The organism is Nocardia sp. NPDC001965 (genome assembly GCF_053594175.1).
In genome coordinates, this window is sequence record NZ_JBSFDZ010000009.1 from 165,271 (window position 1) to 189,026 (window position 23,756).

Consider the following 23,756-nt stretch of genomic DNA (forward strand, 5'->3'; position numbering starts at 1 on the left):
GATCGACACGGCCAGTGGTCCCTCGAATCTCTCCGAGGCCGCCGAGGCTCGTACGCCGGCGATCAACAAGGGCGAGGTGTTCACCTCCTTCGATGTGAACGCCTTCGAGATCCCCTCCGGCAAGGACGAGGCCTGGCGGTTCACCCCGCTGCGCCGGCTGCGCGGTCTGCACAACGGCACCGCGACCGCCGACGGGCAGGCCGGGGTCGAGGTCGGGGAGGTCGCCGGGGTCACCGTGGAGACGGTGGGCCGCGACGATTCCCGGCTCGGGCAGGGCGGCACACCGTCGGACCGGGTCGCCGCGCAGGCGTACTCCGGTTTCGAGCAGGCGACGATCCTCTCGGTCGGCAAGGAGACCGAGGTCGCCGAACCCGTCGTCGTGCGGATCACCGGTCCGGGCGAGGGGAAGACCGCCTACGGTCATCTCCAGGTGCGGCTGGCCGAATTCGCCGTCGCCACCGTGGTGATCGACCAGCGCGGCAGCGGAACCTACGCCGAGAACATCGAATTCGTGCTCGGCGACAGCGCCAAGTTGACCGTGGTCGCGGTCCAGGACTGGGCCGACGACGTCGTACACGCCACTGCGCACCACGCCCTGGTGGGGCGTGACGCGGTGCTGCGGCACACCGCGGTCACCCTCGGCGGTGATCTGGTCCGGCTCACCGGCAATGTCCGGTACGCAGGCCCGGGCGGTGATGCCGAACTGCTCGGTCTCTACTTCGCCGACGCCGGCCAGCATTTCGAACAGCGCCTGCTGGTCGATCACGCGGTGCCGCACTGCAAATCGAACGTGCTCTACAAGGGCGCGCTCCAGGGCGATCCCCATTCGTCCAAGGGTGATGCTCGCACGGTCTGGGTCGGCGATGTGCTGATCCGGGCCGCGGCCGAGGGCACCGATACGTTCGAGATCAACCGCAACCTGGTGCTCACCGACGGCGCGCGCGCCGATTCGGTGCCGAACCTGGAGATCGAGACCGGTGAGATCGTCGGTGCCGGTCACGCGTCGGCGACCGGCCGGTTCGACGACGAGCAGCTGTTCTATCTGCGTGCCCGCGGTATTCCGGAAGACGCCGCCCGCCGCCTGGTGGTGCGTGGTTTCTTCCACGAGATCATCCAGAAGATCGGCGTCGGTGAGATCGCCGAACGGCTCGAGGCGGCCATCGAGGCCGAACTCGCCGCGATCGGCGCCTGACCACCCAGCCCACAGCCACCGAAGGAATTCGACACCCTATGACCACCCTGGAAATCAAGGACCTGCACGCCGAGGTCGCCACCCCGGACGGCGACACCGTCAAAATCCTCAACGGTGTGAACCTCACCGTGAAATCCGGCGAGACGCACGCCATCATGGGCCCGAACGGCTCCGGGAAGTCGACGCTGTCCTATGCCATCGCCGGGCATCCCAAGTACACCGTCACCTCGGGGTCGATCACCCTCGACGGTGAGAATGTCCTGGAGATGTCGGTGGACGAGCGGGCGCGGGCCGGACTGTTCCTGGCGATGCAATACCCGGTCGAGGTTCCCGGTGTCTCGATGTCGAACTTCCTGCGCACGGCGGCGACCGCGGTGCGCGGCGAGGCGCCGAAGCTGCGGCACTGGGTCAAGGAGGTGAAGGAGTCGATGAACGAACTCGATATCGACGCCGCCTTCGCCGATCGCAGTGTGAACGAGGGTTTCTCCGGCGGCGAGAAGAAGCGCCACGAGATCCTGCAGTTGGGCCTGCTGAAGCCTAAGATCGCCATCCTCGACGAAACCGATTCCGGCCTCGACGTGGATGCGCTGCGTATCGTCTCCGAGGGCGTGAATCGCTACCGGGAGCGGGAGAACGGCGGCGTGCTGCTGATCACCCACTACACCCGTATCCTGCGCTACATCCAGCCGCAGTTCGTGCACGTCTTCGTGGGCGGCCGCATCGTCGCCGAGGGCGGCCCCGAGCTCGCCGAGGAACTCGATGCCAACGGTTACGTGAAGTTCACCCAGAGCTCACCCGCCCCGTCGGCTTCGCCGACTGCCGCCCCCAGTCCCGCCGGAGCCGGAGCCTGAGATGACCGCGACCCTTCCCGCCTTCGACGTCGCCCGGATCCGGGCCGACTTCCCGATCCTGAACCGTACGGTCCGGGACGGGAAGCCGCTGGTGTACCTGGATTCCGGGGCTACCGCGCAGCGGCCGCTGGCGGTGCTGGACGCCGAACGCGAATTCCTCCTCGCGAGCAATTCCGCGGTGCATCGCGGCGCGCACCAGCTGTCGGAGGAGGCCACCGACGCCTACGAGGACGCGCGCGCGCAGATCGCCGCGTTCGTGGGCGCCGCGGCCGACGAGATCGTGTTCACCAAGAACGCGACCGAATCGCTGAACCTGGTGACCTACTCTTTCGCCGACGATCGGTTCCCGTACCACGTAGGCCCGGGCGACGAGATCGTGATCACCGAGCTGGAGCATCACGCGAATCTGGTGCCGTGGCAGGAACTCGCCCGCCGCACCGGTGCCACGCTGCGCTGGTACGGGGTGACCGAGGACGGCCGGATCGATCTGGATTCGCTGGAACTGTCGCCGGCCACCAAAGTCGTCGCCTTCACCCATCAGTCCAATGTCACCGGCGCGGTGGCGCCGGTGGCCGAACTGGTGCGCCGGGCCCGCGCGGTCGGCGCGCTGGTGGTGCTCGACGCCTGCCAGTCGGTACCGCATGCGCCGGTCGATCTCCACGCGCTCGATGTGGATTTCGCCGCGTTCTCCGGGCACAAGATGCTCGGGCCGTCCGGAGTCGGTGTGCTCTACGGGAAACGGGCGCTGCTCGCGGAGACCCCGCCCTTCATCACCGGTGGTTCCATGATCGAGACGGTGACCATGGCGGAGACCACCTATGCCCCACCACCGCAGCGGTTCGAGGCCGGGGTGCCGATGACTTCGCAGGTCATCGGGCTGGGTGCCGCGGTCCGCTATCTGGACGAGATCGGGATGGACGCGATCGCCGCCCATGAGCACAGTCTCGTCGACGCCGCGCTCGCCGGGCTGGGTGCGGTACCGGGTGTGCGGATCATCGGCCCGACCGAGAACGTCGATCGCGGCGGCGCGGTCGCTTTCCTGGCCGAGGGTATCCACGCCCACGATCTGGGCCAGATCCTCGACGACGAAGGCGTGGCCATCCGGGTCGGTCATCACTGCGCCTGGCCGCTGCACCGACGTTTCGGCGTCGCCGCGACCGCCCGCGCCTCGTTCGCGCTGTACAACACGGTGGACGAAGTGGACAAGATGATCGCCGCGGTGCGGAAGGCCCAGAGCTTCTTCGGGGTTGCCTAGAACATGCGTATGGAGCAGATGTACCAGGAAGTGATCCTGGATCACTACAAGCATCCGCACAATCGCGGGTTGCGGGAGCCGTTCGGTGCCGAAGTGCACCATGTGAATCCCACCTGCGGTGACGAGGTGACGCTGCGGGTGCGGCTCGGCGCCGACGGCGCCGTCGAGGATGTGTCCTACGACGGCCAGGGATGCTCGATCAGTCAGGCGTCGGTGTCTGTGCTCACCGATCAGGTGATCGGACTGCCGCTCGTCGAGGCGCTGGGTGTGGTCGATTCGTTCAACGAGATGATCGGCAGCCGGGGCACCGTAGAGGGCGACGAGGACGTCATCGGCGACGGAATAGCCTTCGCCGGCGTCGCGAAGTACCCGGCCCGGGTGAAATGCGCACTGCTGGGCTGGATGGCGTTCAAGGACGCTGTGCTGCGAGTCGACGGCGCGGCCGATTTCGCCGCGGCCGCATCCGATACCGACCCATCACGGAACGGGGAAACAGCATGACCGATACTCCTGCCGCCGAGGCCACCACCCCGGAGAGCGCGGCCGCGCCCGAAGCCGAACTGTCTGCCGAGGATCTGGCGCAGCTCGCGGATCTCGAAGAGGCGATGCGCGATGTGGTCGATCCCGAGCTCGGGATCAATGTCGTGGATCTGGGGCTGGTCTACGGAATGCGGGTCGAGGAGACCACCGCGGTCCTGGATATGACGCTGACCTCTGCCGCCTGCCCACTCACCGATGTGATCGAGGATCAGTCACGGAACGCCCTGGTGCGCAGCGGCCTGGTCGACGATCTGAAGATCAACTGGGTCTGGATGCCGCCATGGGGTCCGGACAAGATCACCGAGGACGGCCGGGAACAACTGCGGGCACTCGGGTTCACCGTCTGAGCCCGGCTATCCGCCTCCCACGCGGGTAATGCGCGACGGCGACCGAATCGGTCGCCGTCGCGTTCTGGTCTGTACCCGAATTGGTTCGGACAGAAGGCCGGGAAGCGGGCATCCGGTACGGACCGGTCCGGCCTTCCGGTGCGCCGGTCGTATTTCACCCGCTAATGGTGGGCTTTCACTGGAATGCGGCTATTTCACGTTCCCGGGGTGATCATCGCGATGCCCGTTCGAGTGTCCGCATTGCGGATTTCGCTGGGCGCGCGGCTTCGATTCGACCGGCCCGGTGCAGTATTGGATCTGTCTTGATATCAATTTTCCGGTCCCGCCGCCAATCGCCGACCGTTCGGTCCGCTTTCCGTGTTCCGTCGCTGGTGATAGGGGATGCGGTCGTGGTGTGCCCTGGAGCACCCGCGGTCGCCCGAGCGGTCCCGGTGGTGTCCGGCGGTCGTGATCTTCACCGTCGCAATACCTTTCCGCATTCGACGAGGTCGCGGCCCTATCACGGAAAGGTGACAATCGATTATCGGCCGTTATTGAGAGAGTTCCCCACAATGCTGCTACTGTGAGCGAGTCGTCGGGTTCCGGGCCATCGGAGCTGTGCTCCGATGGTGAGCGATCGGCCGAATGACTTGTCCCTTAGTTACTTTCGGGTAGGCGAAAGTAACTAAGGGATATGTCACCGACCGTTACCGCGGTGCCCGGCACGGACCTCATCCGGCCAGGGGCGAACACGGTCGGCGTCGCGAGGAAGGCGAGACGAAGCGCCGTGGCCTGCCACGGCACCTCGTGGCGCACCTCGAGCCCCGCCAACGACGAGAAAGCTGATGAATCTGAATACCGCCGTGCTGCTTCCCTGGATACTCGCCCCCATATTGGTGCTCGGCGTGGCGTGGTACGCCGTTCGGGCTGTGCGAGAACAACAGAAACGACTCGATGTGCTCGAGCGGGAGCTAGCTGTGCGCGAGGACGCGCTCGAGCATCTCGCGGCCAGCACCTTGCCCGCCCTCTCGGAATCCACCCGCCGGTTCGACCAGACCGGCGTGACGCCCGAAGTCCCTCCGGGATTGGAGAATTCGCGTTTCGCCCAGTGCCTCCGCTGGATCATCGACCGCGTCTCCGAGGATCTGCGTACCGTGCAGACCGAGACCCGCGAAGCCGTTACCCGGGAGATGGAGGAGCAGGTCCGTACCTCCGTCTCCGCCGCGGAACGCAATGTTCGTACCGAGGCCGACGCCGGCCGCGAACGAGCGGAAACCCTTGCGCGTGAGGCGACCAGCGCCGCGGTCCGCTCGTTCGGTACCTCCGTGGTGAGCCTGGGTGCCGACGTCTCCCAGGTCGTGAGTTCCGCGCTGCGTGAACACCGCGACGACCGCGTATACGAGACGCTGATCCGGATCGACCACACCGTGCAGCAGATGATCCGCCAGGCGCAGTCCTATGTGATCGTCTGTGGTGGTCTGCCCGGCCGCCGCTGGCCCGCCCAGTCGCTCACCGACGTCGTCGGCGGCGCGACCGGCCGAGTCCGTGACTACCTGCGGGTACGCCCCTCCCAGCTGGACCGCATCGTCATCAGTCGTGCGGTCGAACCGCTGGTGCACACCCTGGCCTCGCTCATCGACAACGCGCTGCGCTACTCGCCGCCGACCTCCTTCGTGGACGTGACCTTCCAGGAAGGCCATCACGGCGTCACCGTTATCGTCGACGACGCCGGTGTGCGGATGAACGCCGAGCAGATGGAAGAGGCCCGGCAGGTCCTGGCCAACGAACGCTCGATCGATATCCACCAGCTGGGCCCGGCCCCCAAGGTCGGCTTCCCCGGTATCGCCGCTCTCGCCCGCCGCTACGGCTTCACCGTCTACATCGACGGCCCGAACGCCTACGGCGGTATGCGTGCCATGGTCTACATCCCGGAGGCACTGCTGGTCGCGCCGAAGACCAACCAGGACAACGACGCCGCACTGCCGGGCGGTGCCCCGGCTGCACGCGAACTCGCGGCGGTGCCCGGCGGTCAGGCCTCGTCGGTATCGGGAAGCTCGGGTAACGCCTTGGTCGGAAACGCCGTATCGTCCGGTGGTGGAGCACATTCGGCGACGAGCACCGGGGCGCATGCCGCGGTGACGGTGACGCCGGAGATCTCCCGCCCTGCCGACCGGACCCCGGCGGCAGGCGAGACCGACGAGACCGAGAGCGAGCAGCGTACGACAGTCCACGACATCACCAGCGGCGGTCTGCCCCGGCGCCGACGCCGGGCCGCGGCCGTCCCCGCCGATATCAACGACCGCGTGTCCGGGCAGGACGACCGCACCGAAGCGGGGCAGCCCCGCCCCGATATCGCCGCCGCCTGGCAGAGCGGCTCCAAGAGCGGCCGTGCCGCCGCAACCGAACACACCGAAGGGATGACATCCTGATGGGTTCACCGAGGACAGTGGTATCCGACAGCACCAATAAACTGGGCTGGTTACTGGACGATCTCGAGGTTCCCGGCGTCCGATTCGCCGTTCTGCTGTCCGAGGACGGGCTGCGTATCGCCCATTCGGCGGGTATCGCGAAAGACGATGCCGAGCGGTTCGCGGCCGCGGCCTCCGGGCTGCGGTCGCTGGGTAAGGCGCTCGGCGAGTTCTGTGGCAGCAACGGAAACGACGTGCGGCAGAACATGACCGAATACGACCAGGGCATGATCATGATCACCGCGGCGGGCGAGGGCGCGCTCCTGGGTGTGGCGACCATGACCGATATCGACGTGGGCCTGATCGCCCACCGGATGAACGAGCTGGCCGGCCGGGTGGGCCACGAGCTCGGCAGCGAACCTCGCAGAGGCGCACACGGCGGCGATCTGCAATGAGCCGGTCGCGGCGTGATCCAGATCTGGTCCGTGCGTATGTGCGGACCGGCGGACGCTCCCGTCCGACCCGTGAGCTCGGCCTGGTAACCCTGGTCGTGGCCGTCGGGGATCCGGCGCCGGGCTCCACGCCGGACGCACGCCGGGTGGTCGATGTCTGTGCTCGCGGTGCCCTGTCGATCGCGGAGGTCGCCGCCTATCTCGACCTCCCGCCGTCGGTGGTGACCATCGTGGTGTCCGATCTGCTGGACAGCGGACATCTGAATATCCCGACCCCGGCGGAAATAATGCCGGAGATCGCCCTGCTCGAGGAGGTACTCAATGGGCTCCGTGCTCTCCCGGCCTGATCGGCCCGCGGACTACGGCCGCGCGGTCGACTATGTGCCGGAGACGGTGACCCGATCGGTGAAATTGCTGGTTGCGGGTAATTTCGGCGTCGGCAAGACCACCTTCGTGAGCAGTATTTCCGAGATCAAGCCGCTGCGTACCGAGGAGACAATCACCGAGGCCAGTGTCGGGATCGACGATCTGGGCGGCCTGGGATCGAAAACGCAGACCACGGTCGCCATGGATTTCGGCCGTATCACACTCAACCCCGAACTGGCCCTGTACCTCTTCGGTACTCCGGGCCAGCAGCGGTTCATTCCGCTGTGGGAAGAATTGGCCAAGGGCGCCCTCGGCGCTCTGGTCCTGGTGGACACCCGGCGGATCGAGAAGGCCGACGAGGTACTCGCTGTGCTCGAGGAGCGCGGTGTGCCCTACGCCGTCGGGGTGAACGAGTTCGAGGGCTCGAACCGCTTCCCGCTGTCGGAAGTGCGTGAAGCGCTGGATCTGACCGAAGACACTCCGCTCATCGCGCTCGACGCTCGTGATCGGCGGACCTGCCTGCAGTCGCTGATCACGCTCGTCGAATTTCTGTTCCACCGATTGGAGTCTCGTCTTTGACCGCGCAGTTCTCTCCGGTTCCACAGCAACAACCTCCGTTCGCCGGCTGCCCGGTCGTCCACGGAGACCCCACCGGAGGAATCGGCGACCGATTCAGCCTCTTCTCCGAAGAATTCGCCGGTGATCCGCATCGGGCCTACGCCGCGATGCGGAGCCGATACGGATCGCTGGTTCCCATCGATCTGGCGCCGAATGTCCCCGCCACTCTGGTGATCGGTTACGAAGCGGCCGTCCGGATCCTCAACGACCCCGACCGGTTCCCGGCCGATCCGCGGACCTGGCAGACGAGCATCCCGGCCGATTCGCCGATCAAGCCGATGATGGAGTGGTACCCGAACGCGCTGCGCAACAGCGGCGATCTGCATCTGCGGTACCGCCAGGCCTATGTGCACGCGATCGACCGGATCGATCTGCACGAGTTGCACCAGACAGTCGAGAAGACCGCCGTCCCGCTGATCAACTCCTTCTGCGGCACCGGTGCAGCCGATCTCGTCACGCAATACGCGTTCCCGCTCGTCTTCGAAGTGCTCAACCGGATGGTCGGTTGTTCGGTCGAACTGGGTGAGCGGATCGCCAACGGGATGGCCGCTCTGTTCGACACGGTCAACGCCGAATGGGGGATGAACCATCTCAGCGAAGCGCTGATGGAACTCATCTTCCAGAAGCGTTCCGATCCCGCCGACGATGTGACCTCCCGGCTCGTGCACCATCCGGCGAAGCTCGACGACGAGGAGCTGCTGTCCAACCTGATCAGCTTCTACGGCGCCGGGGTGGAACCACAGCAGAACCTGATCAACAACACCCTGCTGCTGATGATGACCGACGACCGGTTCGGCGGGAACATGCTCGGCGGCGCGCTGTCCACCCGCGACGCGTTGGACGAGGTGTTGTTCAACGACCCGCCGATGGCCAATTTCTGCACCACCTACCCGCGGCAGCCGATTCTGGTCGACAACACCTGGCTCCCCGCCCATCAACCGGTGGTGATCAGCCTGTCCGCATGCAACAACGATCCGGCCATCCGGGGCGCCGACCATACAGGTAACCGGTCCCACCTGGCCTGGAGTATCGGCCCGCATGCCTGCCCGGCGCAGTCACCGGCCTTCGTGGTGGTCCAGGGGGCCATCGACCTGCTGCTCGACGCGCTTCCCGAACTGGAGTTGGCGGTGGCGCCCGAAGAACTCGTCTGGCGTCCCGGTCCCTTCCACCGGGCGCTGGCGGCGTTGCCGGTCACATTCCCGCCCTCGCCACCGTTGCATCTCGTATAAGGAGTCAGTCGTTGGAACGCGAACCCATCGTCCTGGACATGGCCGGTGTGGATACCCAGGGGGAAGCGGCGAGGCTGCGGGCCCAGGGGCCCGCAGCGCTGATCGAGCTGCCGGGTAGCGTGCCGGCCTGGTCGATCACCGACGCGGCGGTTCTGAAGAGTCTGCTGGCCGATCCTCGGGTGTCCAAGGATCCGCGCCGGCACTGGACGGCGTTCGTGAACGGTGAGATCACCGAGGATTGGCCACTGCTGCCGTGGATCGCGGTGGAGAACATGTTCACCGCCTACGGTGCCGACCATCGTCGGCTGCGCAAACTCGTCTCGCCGGCGTTCACCCACCGGCGGACCACGACCCTGCGCCCCCGGGTGGAAGCTCTCGTCGCCGAACTGCTCGACAAGCTAGCCGCGATGCCGGCCGGGCAGGTCGTCGATCTGCGCGAGCATTATGCCTATCCGGTACCGATCCAGGTGATCACCGAACTGCTCGGGGTTCCCGAAACGCTGGAAGCCGGTTTGCGGGTCTGCGTCGACCGGTATTTCGACACCACGATCGATCAGGCGGGGGCTCAGGCCAACTACGTCGAGATGTACGGCCTGGTCACCGAACTGGTCGCCTATCGGCGTGACAATCCCGGCGACGACATCACCAGTGTGATGATCACCAGCCGGGACGAGGACGGTTCGCAGCTCACCGAGAAGCAGATCGTCGAAACCCTGATGCTGGTGATCAATGCCGGTCACGAGACGACGGTCAACCTGCTCGATCAGGCCATCGTCGCGCTGCTGACCAACCCGCGGCAGCGCGCCGCCGCCCTGGCCGGTGAGGTGAGCTGGTCGGAAGTGGTGGAGGAGACGCTGCGCTACGAGGCGCCGGTCGCGCATCTGCCGCTGCGGTTCGCCGTGGAGGACATCGAGATCGAGGGTCTGCGTATCGGTAAGGGCGAGGCGATTCTCGCGTCCTATGCCGCGGCCGGCCGGGACCCGAAGGTGCACGGTGATACCGCGGGGACCTTCGATATCACCCGTTCGGTGAAGGATCATCTGTCGTTCGGTCACGGGGCGCACCATTGCATCGGGGCACCACTGGCGCGGATGGAAGGTGAACTGGCCCTGCCCGCGTTGTTCCGGCGCTTCCCGGATCTGCGCCTGGCGGTGGATGTGAGCGAATTGAAGCCGGTGGTCAGCTTCGTTTCCAACGGTCACCAGGAATTGCCTGTGTACCTGGGCTGAACCCGGTAGCGTAAAAGGTTCCGGTTACTACAACTTCATGCTGATGGCTCGTCGCGGACGTCGCTGAGCGAGATGTATGGGTCGGCGGATAGGTCTGCGAAACCGCACTATTCGCCGATTCATACGAACCTCGGAGTGTGACGTCTTGACCACAGCGCAACACGATCAGCCCCGCGTTTCCGATCCACGCCTGGTGATCCACGGCTCTCCGGTGGACCCCATAGGTCCCTACGTACCTCTGTATTCGGAAGAGTTCGCCGCCGACCCGCACAAGATCTATCGCGAGATGCGGCGGCGTTTCGGATCACTGGCCCCGGTGGAACTGGCACCGGGGGTACCGGCCACCCTGGTGATCGGGTATCACACGGCTCTGCGAATCCTCAACGATCCAGAACACTTTCCCGCCGACCCCCGAGCCTGGCAGCGCGGAGTGCCGGGGGATTGTCCGGTACTGCCCATGATGGAATACCGGCCCAATCCGCTGCGCACGGTCGGCAACGACCGGATCCGTTATCGCTCGGCCGCGGTCTCGGCGATCGCCGAGATCGATATGCACGAGCTGCATTCCACAATCGAGCGGCTCGCGGTCACGCTGATCAATTCGTTCTGTACCGACGGCTATTGCGATGTGGTCGGTCAGTACGCCTCGCCCCTGATCTTCGCCACCCTGAACGCCATGCTGGGCTGCCCGCCCGAACTCGGGCATCGTGCGGCCCGCGGTCTGGCCGCCATGTTCGATACGGTCGGCGCGGCGGAGGGCAACGTCACCCAGGCCGACGCGCTGCTGGAACTGGCTCGCCTCAAACGCGTTCACCCCGGCGACGACATCACCACCCGGCTGGTCCAGCATCCGGTGCAGTTGAGCGATGAGGAGACGCGACAGCAGCTGGCGCTGCTGTACGGCGCCGGTACCGAACCGCCCCAGAACCTGATCGCGAACACCCTGCTGCTCATGCTGACCGATGAGCGGTTCGCGGCGAATGTGCTGGACGGCAGTCTGTCGACCCGGGACGCACTGGACGAGGTGCTGTTCAGCGATCCGCCGTTGGCCAATTACTGCATCAGCTATCCGCGGCAGCCGATCCTGATCGACGGTATCTGGCTGCCGGCGAACCAGCCGGTGCTGATCAGCATGACGGCGTGCAACAACGACCCCGCTATCAAAACCGGCGGGTTGACCGACAATCGGTCGCATCTGGCATTCAGTGTGGGCCAGCACAGTTGCCCGGCCCGTTCGGTGGCGCTGCTGGTTGTACAGGACGCTCTCGATCAGCTGCTGGACGCGATACCGGAGATGGAACTGGCGATACCGTCCGCCGAGTTGCGCTGGCGCCCCGGCCCCTTCCATCGCGCGCTGGTCTCGCTGCCGGTCACTTTTCCCGAATGCCCGCCGATCCGGATGAACGGACATTGAACCGCGGGACTGTTCGACCGGAGCGGGCCGGATGCGCGGAATGTTTGCCGAGTTCGGGGTAGAGTCGCGAGCTCAGCCCTGCGGCCGGATCTCCGGCCGCCATTCCCATCGCGCAGGAACCAGCAGACGCTTGAATATCGACAGCCAGCCCCTATCACCCGCGGCACCCCGGGACTTCGACGGCCCGCGCGTCTCCCTCTACTCGGATGAATTCGCGGCCGATCCGCACCGGATGTACCGGGAGATGCGGCAGCGTTTCGGCTCACTGGCCCCGGTGGAGCTGTCCCCGGGGGTACCGGCCACCCTGGTGATCGGGTACCACGCGGCATTGCAGATCCTGCACGATCCGGATCATTTTCCCGCCGACCCACGCTCCTGGGAACGGAACATCCCCGCGGACTGTCCGATCCGGCCGATGATGGAATGGCGGCCCAACCCGATCCGCAGTGCGGGCAGCGACCACATCCGGTACCGCTCCGCGGCTGCGGCGGCGCTCGGCAAGATCGATCTGCACCGGTTGCACGCCACTGTCGAAGAGGTTGCGGCACCGCTGATCAACTCGTTCTGCGAGGTCGGGCATTGCGAGGTGGTCAGTCAATACGCCCTGCCCATCGTGTTCTCCACACTGAACGCGATGCTCGGCTGCTCACCCGAGATCAGCCGGCGCGCGGCCACGGGTATGGCCGCCATGTTCGATACGGTCGACGCCGAGGCGGGCAACCGGATGCTGTCCGAAGCACTGCTCGAACTGACCCGGATCAAACGCGCCGAACCGAGCGACGACGTCACCAGCCGGCTGGTCGAACATCCGGTGCGCTTGGACGACGAGGAGATGCTGCACCAGCTGGTGACGCTGTACGGGGCGGGAATCGAGCCGCAGCAGAATCTCATCGCGAACACCCTGCTGCTGATGCTCACCGATGAGCGGTTCGCGGCGAATGTGCTGGACGGCAGTCTGTCGACCCGGGACGCACTGGACGAGGTGTTGTTCAACGATCCGCCGATGGCCAACTACTGCATCAGCTATCCGCGGCAGCCGATCCTGATCGACGATGTCTGGCTGCCGGCGAACCAGCCGGTGATGATCAGCATGGCTGCCTGCAACAACGATCCGGCGATCCGGACCGGCGATATGACCGACAACCGGTCACACCTTGCCTTCGGCACCGGTCCGCACGCCTGCCCGGCCCGTCCGGTCGCGGTGCTGATCGTGCAGGACGCGATCGATCAGTTGCTGGACGCCCTGCCCGAACTGGAGCTGGCCGTACCGGTTTCGGAACTGCAGTGGCGACCGGGGCCGTTCCACCGGGCGCTGGCGGCTCTTCCGGTCACTTTTCCCAAGAGCCCTCCGATCAGCCTGCCCGGGATCCGGTAGTCCGGTCCGCAGCTTTCCGGTGCCGAACCGCTGCATCGCCCACAGCCTTCACCGGCTGCCGCTGTCGGGGACGGACGTCGACCCACCGAGGAGCCGCCGGATCGTGTGCGGGTCACCAGCGCACGATCTAGGCGGTCCGCAGGTCGCGCCGCCGGAAACCGTATCCGCCTGCTGCGCAGAGCAGCAGCGCGACCGCGAGGGTGAGCAGGACCGGTACAGTGTCGAACTCCTGTGCCGGAACCAGCGGGATATTGTCGAACGGCGACAGGCTCATCAGCCATCCGGGAAATTTCAGGGTCGCGCCGAACATCAGCACCACCACGCAGAACACCATCGCCAGCCAGGCCGCGGAGTCGATCAGCGGTGCGAATCCGAACAGGAACAGCGTGATTCCGCCGAGCACCCATACCGCCGGAAGATAGGTCAGTGCGGCGCCGGTCAGAGTGACGGTCTGCGATATGTCGCCGGTCATGAGGCCGTAGGTGGTTCCCATCCCGAAACCGCTGAGGGCCACCACCGCCGCCGAACCGGCCAGCACGATCACCGAATGTCCGGCCATCCAGCGCAGCCGGCCCAGTTCGGTGGACAGCAGCGGTTCCGCGTGCCCGGCGGACTCCTCGGCGCGCAGGCGCAGCGCGGCCGAGATGGTGTAGGCGGCGGAGATGATCGTCAGGATCACCACTGCCATGGCGTAGAACGCGTCGGTCATACTGCCCAGGCTCTGGCCGAGCACCTCGTTCAGATCGATATCGCCGAGCAGATCGTCGACATCGTTGCCGATGGTGCCGAACGACAGACCGCCGAGGAACATCCCGATCGCCCAGCCGTACAGCAGGCCGCGCTGCAGCCGCCAGGCCAGCCCGAAGGTGCCGTGCAGGGACGCCGGGGCCCGTGCCGGACCCGGTCGTGGCGGGATCAGCCCCGCGCCGAGATCCCGTCGGTCCAGCACCCACGCCGCGGCGAATCCGATCGCCGCCGCAGCCATCACCGACAGTGCCGCGGGCCACCAGATCTCACCGTCGTAGGGGCGCATCGCCTGTCCCCAGCCCAGCGGTGAGAACCAGGAGAGCACCCCGTTGCCGACATCGCCCACGGCGCGCAGCAGATAGGAGACGGCCAGGGCGGTGCCGGTGACCGCGTAACAAGCGCGCGTGGTGGCGCCGACCTGCGCTGCGAGCAGGGCGATCGACCCGAACACCCAGCCGGCGCAGGTTGCTCCCAGACCCAGCGCCACCGATCCGGCCACCGGGAGCCCGTAGCCGATCAGGCTGACAGCGATGGCGGCCCCGAGCACGATATTCGCGCCCACCGTGACCAGTGCCGCCGCGGTCGCCGGTGCGTAGCGGCCCACCACGCCGGACCGGATGAGCTCGTCGCGCCCCGACTCCTCGTTCGCGCGGGTGTGCCGGCCGATGAGGAACATGCTCATCAGTCCGGCCACCACCATGCCGAACGCACTGGACTGGAACGCGACCTGGCCTGCCACCGTGTCCAGGACCCGAGGCGGTCCGGCCATGGCGATCATGGCGGCATTACCCGACATACTTCGGGCGAGCGCGTCCAGGTCGGCCTGATCCGGGTAGGCCGCGTCCAGTGCGACGGCCTGTGACCAGTAGATAAGGGTGCCACCCACGATCCAGGCGACCAGCGGGAAACGTTCGCGCCGCAGCGCGAATCGGGTGAGGACACCGGTGCCGCTGCGAGTGCCCGGGGTCCGAACTGTGCGCCGGGCGGTCATGATTCCGGCACTCCCGCGGCCGCGAGTTCGTCACCGTAGTGCCGGAGGAACAGTTCCTCCAGAGTCGGCGGCTGACTGGTGAGAGTGCGAATACCGAAGGAGGTGAGCCGTTCCATGGCCGCGCCGAGTTCGACCGTGTCGACCTGGAACCGGATGCGGGTGCCGTCGGCCACCAGATCGTGTACCCCGTGCATCTCCCCGAATCCGGTGACCGGGCGCTGAGTTTCGGCTTCGATCGAGGTCCGGGTGAGATGACGCAGGTCGGCCAGCGAACCGGATTCGACGGCCCGCCCCTGCCGGATGATGGTGACCCGGTCACACAGTGCCTCGACCTGCGCCAGGATATGACTGGACAGCAGCACCGTACGTCCGGCCCGGCGAATCTCCTCCACGTATTCCTGGAAAACCGCCTCCATCAACGGATCCAGCCCGGAGGTGGGTTCGTCCAGCAGCAGGAGTTCGACATCGGAGGCCAGCGCCGCGACCAGGGCGACCTTCTGCCGATTGCCCTTCGAGTAGGTGCGGCCCTTCTTCGTGGGATCCAGATCGAACCGTTCCAGCAGATCCCGGCGCCGGTTCTCGTCGAGCCCACCCCGTAGTCGTCCGAGCAGATCGATCACCTCACCGCCGGTGAGATTCGGCCACAGGTTCACATCCCCGGGAACATAGGCCAGCCGTCGGTGCAGCTGCGCGGCGCCGGACCAGGGGTCGCCGTCGAGCAGCCGGACCGTACCCCCGTCGGACCGCAACAGTCCGAGCAGGATCCGGATGGTGGTGGATTTACCGGCGCCGTTGGGACCCAGGAATCCGTGTACTTCGCCGGCGGCCACCTGCAGATCGAGCCCGTCGAGTGCGCGGGTGCGGCCGAATGCCTTCTGCAGACCGGAGATATCGATCGCGGCAGTCATGCCGGCACAGTATCCCGCTCCGGATCGATCCGGAGTGTTTCCCGCGCTGTCGGGGCGCGGCCGGGTCAGGCGGCCCGGTGCAACTCCAGGAAATCGCCGACGGCGCGTCGCGGGGTGGGCGGTTGCGCCGCGGAGGTGGGGGCGGTGCCCACCCGGACCACCACCTGCGGAGCCGCGGGCTCACGTAGCAGGTTCGCGATGGTGCGCCGGCTCACCGGGACTTCGGTGATATGGCTCAGGGGGCAGGTGGCGAGCCCGGCGGCCGTACATTCCAGCAGTACAGCCGACAGCGCTTCACCGGCCCGCAGCCAGTCCAGGGGGCTGTCGGCGGCAGAACCGATCACCAGCAGGCGTGAGGAGTCGGTCAGTTCCCCGCGCCGCAGCGACGGCGGTGCGGCGGGGAAGGCGCGCCCGACGCCGACCTGCGCCAGTTCGGCGGCCGAGACCAGTGCGGAAATCGGCACGCCGTCGGCGGGGGAGTCGTTCCCGGCCCACCAGTGCAGTTCGTTCAAGTACTGCGGATCGTATTCGCGCAGGGCCGCCGACTGGGCCGACGCGGCGGCCAGGCGCAGCCGGGCGGAATCGTTCAGTACCTCGAGGGTGCCGCCGCGCTCGGCGGCCGTGATGTGCAGTCCGGGCGCGACGCGTTGCCAGTCGTGTGGCGGCAGCATCGGCAGCCGATCGGTGTAGCGCCGTTCGACAGCGGCCGCCAGGGCCCGGACCGAATCGGGTATCTCGGGGGCCGGAGTGAAGGCGACCGTCGCGAGATGGTCGGCAGCGGTATCCGGCAGCCGGGTCACTTCGGTGTCCCAGCCCGCGGCCGCGAAGGCGGTCCGCACATGGTCCAGCATGGCTCCGCAGCTGATGATCAGCTGTCGGCCCTGCGGATCGGCCGAGAACAGCTGTCTGCTGGTGTCCCGGTGCAGTTGTAACCGGTGACCGTCGAAAACCCAGCGCCACGGCTGGGTGTTGTGTACCGAGGGGGCCCGCCGGGCGAGCGAGAGAGCGGCCTGCACTGTCGGATGGTCGGGCACCCGAGCCGTACCGATGGCGTCCATCTCCCGAGTCTGCTCCTCGCGATCTCCCCGGACCACCTCGTCGGCGGATTCGCGCCGAATCGTGCCGCTCAGGGCATGGGGCCGATACCGGTGATCAAGGTCCGATCACCGATTCGCATCGTCGTGACCAGTTGCGGGTTGTATCCCAGCGGTGCCGAACCGGGTCGGTACTCGGTGACGGCGACCGTGTACTGGCCGACGAACGCTCCGGGGGTGATCCGCACACAGTGGGTGGTTCCGGCCGGAATGCCGTCGATACCGCGTTGGATATCGGCCGCCGGGGGCACGGCGGCGTCCGCCGCGACCAGGGCACGGGCCTGTTCCCCGGACCGGGCGACGTAGTAGGCGTGCTGGAACCCGAAGATCGCTTCCGGCCCGGAGTCGGTGCCGCCCGCGCCGTTGCCCTGCACGGTGTTGCCGATCCGCTCCGCCGCACAGTGCGGATCGGCACCGGCCACGGCGGGCACGGTGGCGCTGGGTGCGGTCGCGGCGGGCGAACGTGTTTCCTCGCCGCCCACGACCGCGAACTGCACGTACGCGGCCGCGCCGAGGGCCGCGACACCGGCCACCCCGAGCAACGCCGGTGCCGCGCGCCGGCGGCTCGGCGCGGCGGCGGCGCGGGCCGGTTCCGGAGTGGAGGCCTCGGGTGGGGTCAGCCGCCGGCGCAGGCGTTCCCGCGCACTCGCCGGTGGGCTCGGCTCGGCCGTCGCGGCGGGGTCGTGCCCGGCGGCGCCACCGGTCTCGGCCGGGTCGGAACCGGGTTCCGGATCCGTATCCGGGTCCGGCTCTTCGTCGGGGCGGGTGTCGGCGTCCTCGCCGCTCGTCCGCGCGACCCAATCCGACCATGAGCCCTCGTAGGTGGCGTTGCCACTGTCCCACCCGGGCAGGCGCAGCACCGGTATGGGTTCGGTCGGCATCGCATCGTCGGGCGCCGGGGAGGCACCGTAGTGCGGCCGATACAGATCCGGCTGCCGGGAAGCCGGGTCCCCGGTAGCCGGGGGAGTTCGCGAGTCCCGATTCCAGGCCGGGCCGGCGGGGTCCCCGGGAAGCGGCTCCCTGTCGGCAGGACCCGGAGGCGGTCGATCCATGGCGCGGCCCCCTTCATCGGTTCACGACACGTGATCGCTCTCCATTGTTCTAGTGGATCGGCGACCGGATCGCAGCCCGGGGGGCACCGTCGGGCGCGGTAGCCGCGCCCGACGCCCTGTTTCACCAGTGGATGTTCACCGGATCGCCGACACCCACGTTCTCGTAGTACCAGGAGGCGTCGCCGGGAGCCAGATTGATACAGCCGTGGCTGACGTTGGAATTGCCCTGCTGGCCGACCGACCAGGGTGCGGAATGGACGAACACGCCGCCCCAGGTGAGTCGTTCGGCCCATTCGCCGTCGATCAGGTATCCCTCCGGGGAATCCAGCGGGATACCGATGGTGCGGGAGTCGAAGATGATGTTGCGGAACTTCTCCAGGATCGGATAGGTGCCGGTGGGGGTCTCGTAGCCGGGCTTGCCCATGGAAGCGGGCATCGTCCGCACCACCACGCCGCCCATGCTGACAGTGAAGGTGTGGGCCGACAGGTTCGCGTCGGCGATCACGCCGCCGTTGGTGTCGAACTGCGTACGGCGGTCACCGAAGTTCACGGTGAGCGTCGTATTCGCCGGGAGATATCCACTGGGTGTCCAGGTCAGTTCCCGGTCACCGCGCCAGGTGTAGGAACCGGGCAGCGCATCGCCGGCGGTGACCGACAGCGACTTCTCGGCGCGGGCCCGATCGGTGACGGCGGTGGCGAACCGGACGGTAACCGGATGAGCGATTCCGACGACGGCACCGTCGGACGGGGTCACCGAGGCCACTGATGCGGCGCCGGGTCGATCGATCGTCATGGCGTGCGCCCCGGCGGGGGCGACGGCCAGCGAGAGTGCGACCGCGATCGCTAGAAATAGGTGCCGGGCAACGATATTCATGGTGCCACCCCTTACGGACGACTGGTGGACAGACGTCCATCCTAAGGGGCCATGATCAACTCAACCACCCAAGATATCGTCCCGGCACCCGTTCGCGACGTTGACACACCGCGTGATTGCTATTCGGTGACAAGTTTCCAGTCGTCGGGCAGCCCGTGGACGTGCATGGTCGACCCTTCCGCATGGATGCTGACCGTGGCAGATCCCAATCGCAGGTCCGTCAGGCCGACTTTGCCCCATTCCCGCGGCAACTGCGGGGTCACCCGCAGGACACGATGCGGTGCACACGGCGAGAGCCCGAGGAAGGAACGGACCAGCAGCAGCGGCGCCGCGCTCGCCCAGGCCTGCGGGGAGCACGAGGTGGGGTAGGGCACCGGCGATCGGAACTCGGTGCGCGCGAAACCGCAGAACAGCTCCGGTAGCCTGCCACCGAAGTCGATGGCGGCGTCGAGCAGTCCGGTGGTGAGCCGTTCGGCCAGCTCCGAGGCCCCGGAAATATGCCGGTAGCGGAGCAGTCCGGCCACCGCGATCGCGGTGTCGTGCGGCCAGATCGAGCCGTTGTGGTAGCTCATGGGGTTGAAGGCGCCCATACCGGTGGCCAGCGTGCGCAGGCCGAACCCGCTGTCCATGCTCACATCGGCCAGCCGCTCGATGAGTTCGGTGGCGCGCTCGTCGGAGACGATGCCGGTCCACAGGCATTGGGCGGCGTTGCTGGTCAGCGCGTCGACCTGGTTCTTCTGCCCGTCCAGGGCGACGGCATACCAGCCGTTCTTGGCGACCCAGAAGGCCTCGTCGAACCGGTCCTTGAGGTTCTCGGCCTGTGCCCGCAGGCGCGCGGCGGCACCGGTATCGCCGAAATGGTCGGCGAGCTGAGCGCGGGCCAGCCGGGCCGCGTACACATAGCCCTGGACCTCGCACAACGCGATGGACGGTTCGGCCAGATGGCCCGATGCGTCGTTGATCGCATCGAAGCTGTCCTTCCAGCCCTGGTTGCTCAGGCCGCGATCGGTTTTCCGGCGGTACTCGACGAAACCGTCGCCGTCGGCGTCGCCGTATTCGTCGACCCAGGCCAGCGCCGCGTCGGCGGCCGGGAGCAGTTCGCGGATCACCTGGTCGCTCGCGCCCCAGCGCCAGCATTCGGCCAGCAGCATCACGAACAGCGGGGTCGCGTCCACCGAACCGTAGTAGACGGTTCCACCCAGGACCTGATTGCTGGCCGGTCCGTGCCGCATCTCGTGCATGATGCGACCCGGTTCCTCCTCGGTGATCGGGTTGACCTTGGTGCCCTGCAGATCGGCCAGGCGGCGCAGGGTGCCCACCGCGAGCGCAGAGTCCAGCGGTAGCGCCATCCAGGAGGTCAGCAGGCTGTCCCGCCCGAACAGGGCCATGAACCAGGGCGCCCCGGCGGCCACATAGGCCGGTGCGCCGTCGGTACTGCCGTCGATGCGCAGTGCGCCGAGATCGCTCTCGGTACGCTGCAGCACCTCCGACAGTGCCGGATCGGTCGCGGTGAGGTCGGTGGCGGTGGCCCGCCACGCCTTCAGCCGGCTGATCGGGCTGTCCTCGTCGTCGCCGAAGGCCATCTGCACCCGGCGGTGCGAGACGACGGGCTGGGCCAGGATCTCGGTGTCCCAGCGGCCGCGGGCCGGTACCACCACCTGCCAGGTGATGGTACCGGGCAGCATGACCGCACCGGCCGTGGCGCTGATGGTCAGGCCACGCCCGGGTTCGTTGCGGTCGGTCAGGTGCAGGTCGCCGTCGACGGCATTGTGCTCGGCGCCGCCACCGTGGTTGCGACCCTCCTTGACCGCGAACAGATCCGCGAAATCGGAGTCGACGAATATCGTGATGGTCATCCCCGTGTCCTCGTGTCCGAGGTTGTGCACGGTGACGGTTTCCTTGAGCCCGTTGCCGATGAGCCGCCGACGCACCACGAGCACGGTGCTGTCGGCGACTCCGGCGCGTGGGGGTTTGCGCAGGATGAACCGGCCCTTGAAGGCCTCCGGGGTGAGCACGGTGAGGTGTTCGGCCGGTTGGCCGTCCAGGCGCAGTTCCCACCGTGAGATCAGCCGGGAATCCCGGTAGAAAAGGCCTTGCGAAGTGCCGGAATGGATATCGCCGAGGGGGTCGGACAGGCAGAAGGTGCTCGCCTCGACCAGGGTCACCGTCCCCCCGCCGCCGTTGATGGCGGCGGGCTGGCCGGAGTTGAGAATTCTCGGCGGTGCGTTCATGCCCTACTCCATACCGGTGTCGTGCCGGCGTCGGCGCGTATCTCGGGTACCGAACTGCGGCGCGTACCGACGGCGGTCAATGGCTGCCCACTGTGATGGGATTCGTCCCACGCATCGAGTATGCGGTAGTAGGCGGCTTCGTACCCGGCACCCAGCTGATCCACGCCGAAATAATCTTCGACGCGGCGCCGGCAGGCGTGCGGATCGAGTTCACCGGCCCGGGCGATGGCGGCCGGGAGTTCGTCGGGGTGATCGCAGATGAAACCGGTGACGCCGTGTTCGATCACCTCGTCGACCGCGCCGCCGCGCAACGCCACCACCGGGGTCCCGCAGGCCATGGCCTCGATCATGACGATGCCGAACGGCTCCTCCCACCGGATCGGGAACAACAGGCAACGCGCGCCGGCGAGCAGTTCCCGTTTGGCGACCGCGTCGGCTTCCCCGAAGACATGGTCGGTATCGGTGAGCAGGGGTTCGATCTCCTGCGCGAAGAACGCCTTCTCCGGCGGCTCGTTGCATTTTCCGGCCAGGATCAGCTTTATCCCCGCCTCGTGTGCGGCGCGCAACGCGAGCTGGGGGCCCTTGTAGGAGGCGTAGCGGCCGAGGAACAGCGCGTAGTCCTGCTTCTCGGTGCGGAAGGGCCATTCGCTGGGCCGCAATGCATTGTGTACGCGGCCGATCCAATTGAAACTCGGTGCCAGTTCGCGCTGCCGGTCGCTGATCGCGACGAGCCGGGTGTGTTCGTCGAGGGCGCCGTAGTACTCCCACATATCGTTGTCGACCGGCCCGTGCACGGTGACCGCGGTGGGAATGCCCAGCGCTTCGTAGGCGGGGGCGTTCAGTGGGCCGGCGAAAGTGTGGTCGTGGATGATGTCGATATGCCTGGAGCGGGCGAGCTTCTCGACTACGCGCCGCACCTTGAGCGCGTTGACCACTTCGGGGAAGGGGTCGCCCAGTCGGTCGGCCTGGATGTTCTCCCAGACCGGGACGAATTCGGCCTCCGTACCGGGTTTTCCGGCGCCGAGCAGTGTCACCCGGTGTCCGCGTGCGACCAGCGTGTCGGCGAGCTCGGCCACCACGGCCTCGACACCGCCGTAACCGGCCGGGGGGACATCGAAATACGGCGGGGCGACCAGCACGATGTTCAGCGGGTGGTTACGACCGTTTCCTCCGAAACCTGCGCGCCGCGGTTTTCGCGCCGGGGTATCCGATTCGGAATCCGCATTCGTGAATATGGTGCTCAACTCGTCCTCCTCGATTAGTGGCCCTGCGGCATAACGCAATCGCCACCCGGCCAATGGGTGGAGCTGATAGACAACCATTCGGTGCGAGAGCAGTACTGCTATCGGAAGCGCGCCGGAATACCCGGCGCCGGAAAGAAGCGCGACGAGGCGGGGACTTCCACCCGCCGCGCGGGAATCAATCGCCGTAGTGCGCGGATCGCCCGGGCGAAATGCCGAACGCGGGTAGATCCGGGGTGGCCGAAGCGATGGCCAAGGTGAGGCCGGCCCGTCTCAGGACCAGACATTCGGAAGAACAGAGTCGATGGATATCGTGTGCGCGCCGGGCCTGGCCGAGCGTCAACACTCCTGGATCCGCCGAACAGTCGGCGATATTGGATACGACTCCGTGTTCGGTGATGACATCGATACCCGAATCCGGGGCTTCCGCCGCGAGCGGCGCCGATGTGTACCCGATCCTCACCGTTACCTCCTGCACTCGTCGAGCTGGGGCAAACAGTTCCCCGGCCGCCGGTGCCCCGCCGGCCGGTCTAGCTGATCGAGCCTGGGTGGAGCGGTGGAGCAGTGTGAATTTCAGGAACGAGGCCCATTCTACGCGTGCTCCGTTGTCCACTCGATCTCGAATAATCCCATTTCGGCATAAACCTGGTTAATTCGCGCGTGCTGATATGTGCACGTGAATCATCCACCGCGGACCGCACGAAGCACCTCCTGGTGCAGCGAATCGGCCCGGGCGTTGATTTCTTCGATACCCGCCAGCACCTCGGCGAAAGCCGCGGCATGCTCGTCCGGGAGCGAGACGACATTGATCTCGATATTCAGTTGGGAGGTGACCGCTGCGGCCCGCGCGGCCGCGGCGGCGGCGCCGATATCGGTGACTACATTCGGATTACCGATCGGCAGCAGTTCGGTAGCCAGGCCCAGGATCCGGTCGGCTTCGTCGATCACCGCGGCGGGTACTCGGGCGGCCTCCAGCAACGCTGCGTGGATCGCCGCCGACCGCGCCGTCGCCTCGTCGTCGGTGTCCTTGGGCAGTTTGTAGGCGGCGCCGACGGCGGTGAAGGCGTCGGCGTCGGCGTCGGCCAGGGCCAGGGCGCGTGCCCGGGCCGTATCGGCGGCTTCGATGATCCGATCGACGACCGGCCGGTGCTCGGCGTCCTTGGCTCGGGTGGTGTAGCGAGCGACCATCGCGATCAGCGCGGCGCCCTGCGCGGCGTGTAGCGCGGCCACCGCGCCGCCACCCGGCGCGGGGACCTTCGCCGCGAGTTCGCCCAGGTAGTCACCGATCGGCGAACCGCCGAAACCGCTGGCGGTGTGCTGAGGCGATTGGGTGGGCTGCGACACGATTCGGCCTTTCTCGATC

General features: G+C 67.1%; 22 protein-coding genes. 13 read left to right on the forward strand and 9 right to left on the reverse strand.

Annotation, left to right across the window (positions count from 1 at the left end):
* The first annotated feature begins 1 nt into the window (after position 1).
* From sufD to ACWCPQ_RS16110, 13 genes are all read left to right on the forward strand, one after another.
* The gene (gene sufD / locus ACWCPQ_RS16050; RefSeq protein WP_449899379.1) at positions 2-1,192 is read left to right on the forward strand and encodes a Fe-S cluster assembly protein SufD; all 1,191 of its coding nucleotides are present in this window, start codon (positions 2-4) and stop codon (positions 1,190-1,192) included.
* Between the two features lie 38 nt (positions 1,193-1,230).
* A complete protein-coding gene (gene sufC / locus ACWCPQ_RS16055) occupies positions 1,231-2,043 on the forward strand; it encodes a Fe-S cluster assembly ATPase SufC (RefSeq protein ID WP_449899219.1) in 813 nt (270 codons plus the stop codon).
* Position 2,044: 1 nt separating this feature from the next.
* Positions 2,045-3,298: a cysteine desulfurase gene (locus tag ACWCPQ_RS16060; RefSeq protein ID WP_449899222.1), complete on the forward strand. Its 1,254-nt coding sequence runs from the start codon at positions 2,045-2,047 to the stop codon at positions 3,296-3,298.
* Positions 3,299-3,301: 3 nt separating this feature from the next.
* Entirely contained in the window at positions 3,302-3,799 is a 498-nt protein-coding gene (gene sufU / locus ACWCPQ_RS16065; RefSeq protein WP_449899225.1) for a Fe-S cluster assembly sulfur transfer protein SufU, read from the forward strand.
* Complete coding sequence (locus tag ACWCPQ_RS16070; RefSeq protein ID WP_449899227.1) at positions 3,796-4,185, forward strand: metal-sulfur cluster assembly factor; 390 nt, start codon at positions 3,796-3,798, stop codon at positions 4,183-4,185. Before sufU ends, ACWCPQ_RS16070 begins: the two co-directional genes overlap by 4 nt.
* Positions 4,186-5,009: 824 nt before the next feature.
* Positions 5,010-6,593, forward strand: a complete 1,584-nt coding sequence (locus ACWCPQ_RS16075) for an ATP-binding protein (protein WP_449899229.1) — start codon at positions 5,010-5,012, stop codon at positions 6,591-6,593.
* A complete protein-coding gene (locus ACWCPQ_RS16080; protein ID WP_030521402.1) occupies positions 6,593-7,027 on the forward strand; it encodes a roadblock/LC7 domain-containing protein in 435 nt (144 codons plus the stop codon). Before ACWCPQ_RS16075 ends, ACWCPQ_RS16080 begins: the two co-directional genes overlap by 1 nt.
* Positions 7,024-7,371 (forward strand): DUF742 domain-containing protein, encoded by a 348-nt coding sequence (locus tag ACWCPQ_RS16085; RefSeq protein WP_030521401.1) that lies wholly within the window; start codon positions 7,024-7,026, stop codon positions 7,369-7,371. The genes ACWCPQ_RS16080 and ACWCPQ_RS16085 overlap by 4 nt, the downstream gene beginning before the upstream one ends.
* Positions 7,346-7,969, forward strand: a complete 624-nt coding sequence (locus ACWCPQ_RS16090) for a GTP-binding protein (protein ID WP_449899231.1) — start codon at positions 7,346-7,348, stop codon at positions 7,967-7,969. The genes ACWCPQ_RS16085 and ACWCPQ_RS16090 overlap by 26 nt, the downstream gene beginning before the upstream one ends.
* On the forward strand, positions 7,966-9,237 hold the full coding sequence (locus ACWCPQ_RS16095) for a cytochrome P450 (protein ID WP_449899233.1): 1,272 nt from the start codon (positions 7,966-7,968) through the stop codon (positions 9,235-9,237). Before ACWCPQ_RS16090 ends, ACWCPQ_RS16095 begins: the two co-directional genes overlap by 4 nt.
* Before the next feature lie 11 nt (positions 9,238-9,248).
* The gene (locus ACWCPQ_RS16100; RefSeq protein ID WP_449899235.1) at positions 9,249-10,466 is read left to right on the forward strand and encodes a cytochrome P450 family protein; all 1,218 of its coding nucleotides are present in this window, start codon (positions 9,249-9,251) and stop codon (positions 10,464-10,466) included.
* 145 nt (positions 10,467-10,611) lie between these two features.
* Complete coding sequence (locus ACWCPQ_RS16105) at positions 10,612-11,880, forward strand: cytochrome P450 (RefSeq protein ID WP_449899236.1); 1,269 nt, start codon at positions 10,612-10,614, stop codon at positions 11,878-11,880.
* Positions 11,881-12,010: 130 nt separating this feature from the next.
* Positions 12,011-13,255, forward strand: a complete 1,245-nt coding sequence (locus ACWCPQ_RS16110; RefSeq protein WP_449899238.1) for a cytochrome P450 — start codon at positions 12,011-12,013, stop codon at positions 13,253-13,255.
* A 127-nt stretch (positions 13,256-13,382) separates the two neighbouring features.
* Here ACWCPQ_RS16110 and ACWCPQ_RS16115 read toward each other — a convergent pair whose 3' ends face one another.
* From ACWCPQ_RS16115 to ACWCPQ_RS16155, 9 genes are all read right to left on the reverse strand, one after another.
* The gene (locus ACWCPQ_RS16115) at positions 13,383-14,993 is read right to left on the reverse strand and encodes an ABC transporter permease (RefSeq protein WP_449899240.1); all 1,611 of its coding nucleotides are present in this window, start codon (positions 14,991-14,993) and stop codon (positions 13,383-13,385) included.
* A complete protein-coding gene (locus ACWCPQ_RS16120) occupies positions 14,990-15,901 on the reverse strand; it encodes an ATP-binding cassette domain-containing protein (protein ID WP_449899242.1) in 912 nt (303 codons plus the stop codon). The genes ACWCPQ_RS16115 and ACWCPQ_RS16120 overlap by 4 nt, the downstream gene beginning before the upstream one ends.
* 65 nt (positions 15,902-15,966) lie before the next feature.
* Positions 15,967-16,959 (reverse strand): Acg family FMN-binding oxidoreductase, encoded by a 993-nt coding sequence (locus tag ACWCPQ_RS16125; RefSeq protein WP_449899244.1) that lies wholly within the window; start codon positions 16,957-16,959, stop codon positions 15,967-15,969.
* Between the two features lie 68 nt (positions 16,960-17,027).
* Positions 17,028-17,876: a hypothetical protein gene (locus tag ACWCPQ_RS16130; protein ID WP_449899247.1), complete on the reverse strand. Its 849-nt coding sequence runs from the start codon at positions 17,874-17,876 to the stop codon at positions 17,028-17,030.
* Positions 17,877-18,168: 292 nt separating this feature from the next.
* Positions 18,169-18,921 carry a L,D-transpeptidase gene (locus ACWCPQ_RS16135; RefSeq protein ID WP_449899249.1) on the reverse strand — a complete coding sequence of 251 codons (753 nt, stop codon included), beginning with the start codon at positions 18,919-18,921 and terminating at the stop codon, positions 18,169-18,171.
* Between the two features lie 119 nt (positions 18,922-19,040).
* Positions 19,041-21,152 carry an amylo-alpha-1,6-glucosidase gene (locus ACWCPQ_RS16140; protein ID WP_449899252.1) on the reverse strand — a complete coding sequence of 704 codons (2,112 nt, stop codon included), beginning with the start codon at positions 21,150-21,152 and terminating at the stop codon, positions 19,041-19,043.
* Positions 21,149-22,300, reverse strand: coding sequence for a glycosyltransferase family 4 protein (locus tag ACWCPQ_RS16145; RefSeq protein ID WP_449899382.1), 1,152 nt, complete (start codon positions 22,298-22,300; stop codon positions 21,149-21,151). The genes ACWCPQ_RS16140 and ACWCPQ_RS16145 overlap by 4 nt, the downstream gene beginning before the upstream one ends.
* 271 nt (positions 22,301-22,571) lie before the next feature.
* Positions 22,572-22,856 (reverse strand): hypothetical protein, encoded by a 285-nt coding sequence (locus ACWCPQ_RS16150; RefSeq protein WP_449899254.1) that lies wholly within the window; start codon positions 22,854-22,856, stop codon positions 22,572-22,574.
* 218 nt (positions 22,857-23,074) lie between these two features.
* Positions 23,075-23,737 carry a cyclodeaminase/cyclohydrolase family protein gene (locus tag ACWCPQ_RS16155; protein WP_449899256.1) on the reverse strand — a complete coding sequence of 221 codons (663 nt, stop codon included), beginning with the start codon at positions 23,735-23,737 and terminating at the stop codon, positions 23,075-23,077.
* Between the last annotated feature and the right edge of the window lie 19 nt (positions 23,738-23,756).

Coding starts and splice junctions, on each gene's coding strand:
- sufC (WP_449899219.1), top strand. CDS start 1,231: ATGACCACCCTGGAAATCAAGGACCTGCACGCCGAGGTCGCCACCCCG.
- ACWCPQ_RS16060 (WP_449899222.1), top strand. CDS start 2,045: ATGACCGCGACCCTTCCCGCCTTCGACGTCGCCCGGATCCGGGCCGAC.
- sufU (WP_449899225.1), top strand. CDS start 3,302: ATGCGTATGGAGCAGATGTACCAGGAAGTGATCCTGGATCACTACAAG.
- ACWCPQ_RS16070 (WP_449899227.1), top strand. CDS start 3,796: ATGACCGATACTCCTGCCGCCGAGGCCACCACCCCGGAGAGCGCGGCC.
- ACWCPQ_RS16075 (WP_449899229.1), top strand. CDS start 5,010: ATGAATCTGAATACCGCCGTGCTGCTTCCCTGGATACTCGCCCCCATA.
- ACWCPQ_RS16080 (WP_030521402.1), top strand. CDS start 6,593: ATGGGTTCACCGAGGACAGTGGTATCCGACAGCACCAATAAACTGGGC.
- ACWCPQ_RS16085 (WP_030521401.1), top strand. CDS start 7,024: ATGAGCCGGTCGCGGCGTGATCCAGATCTGGTCCGTGCGTATGTGCGG.
- ACWCPQ_RS16090 (WP_449899231.1), top strand. CDS start 7,346: ATGGGCTCCGTGCTCTCCCGGCCTGATCGGCCCGCGGACTACGGCCGC.
- ACWCPQ_RS16115 (WP_449899240.1), bottom strand. CDS start 14,993: ATGACCGCCCGGCGCACAGTTCGGACCCCGGGCACTCGCAGCGGCACC.
- ACWCPQ_RS16120 (WP_449899242.1), bottom strand. CDS start 15,901: ATGACTGCCGCGATCGATATCTCCGGTCTGCAGAAGGCATTCGGCCGC.
- ACWCPQ_RS16125 (WP_449899244.1), bottom strand. CDS start 16,959: ATGGACGCCATCGGTACGGCTCGGGTGCCCGACCATCCGACAGTGCAG.
- ACWCPQ_RS16130 (WP_449899247.1), bottom strand. CDS start 17,876: ATGCCGACCGAACCCATACCGGTGCTGCGCCTGCCCGGGTGGGACAGT.
- ACWCPQ_RS16135 (WP_449899249.1), bottom strand. CDS start 18,921: ATGAATATCGTTGCCCGGCACCTATTTCTAGCGATCGCGGTCGCACTC.
- ACWCPQ_RS16140 (WP_449899252.1), bottom strand. CDS start 21,152: ATGAACGCACCGCCGAGAATTCTCAACTCCGGCCAGCCCGCCGCCATC.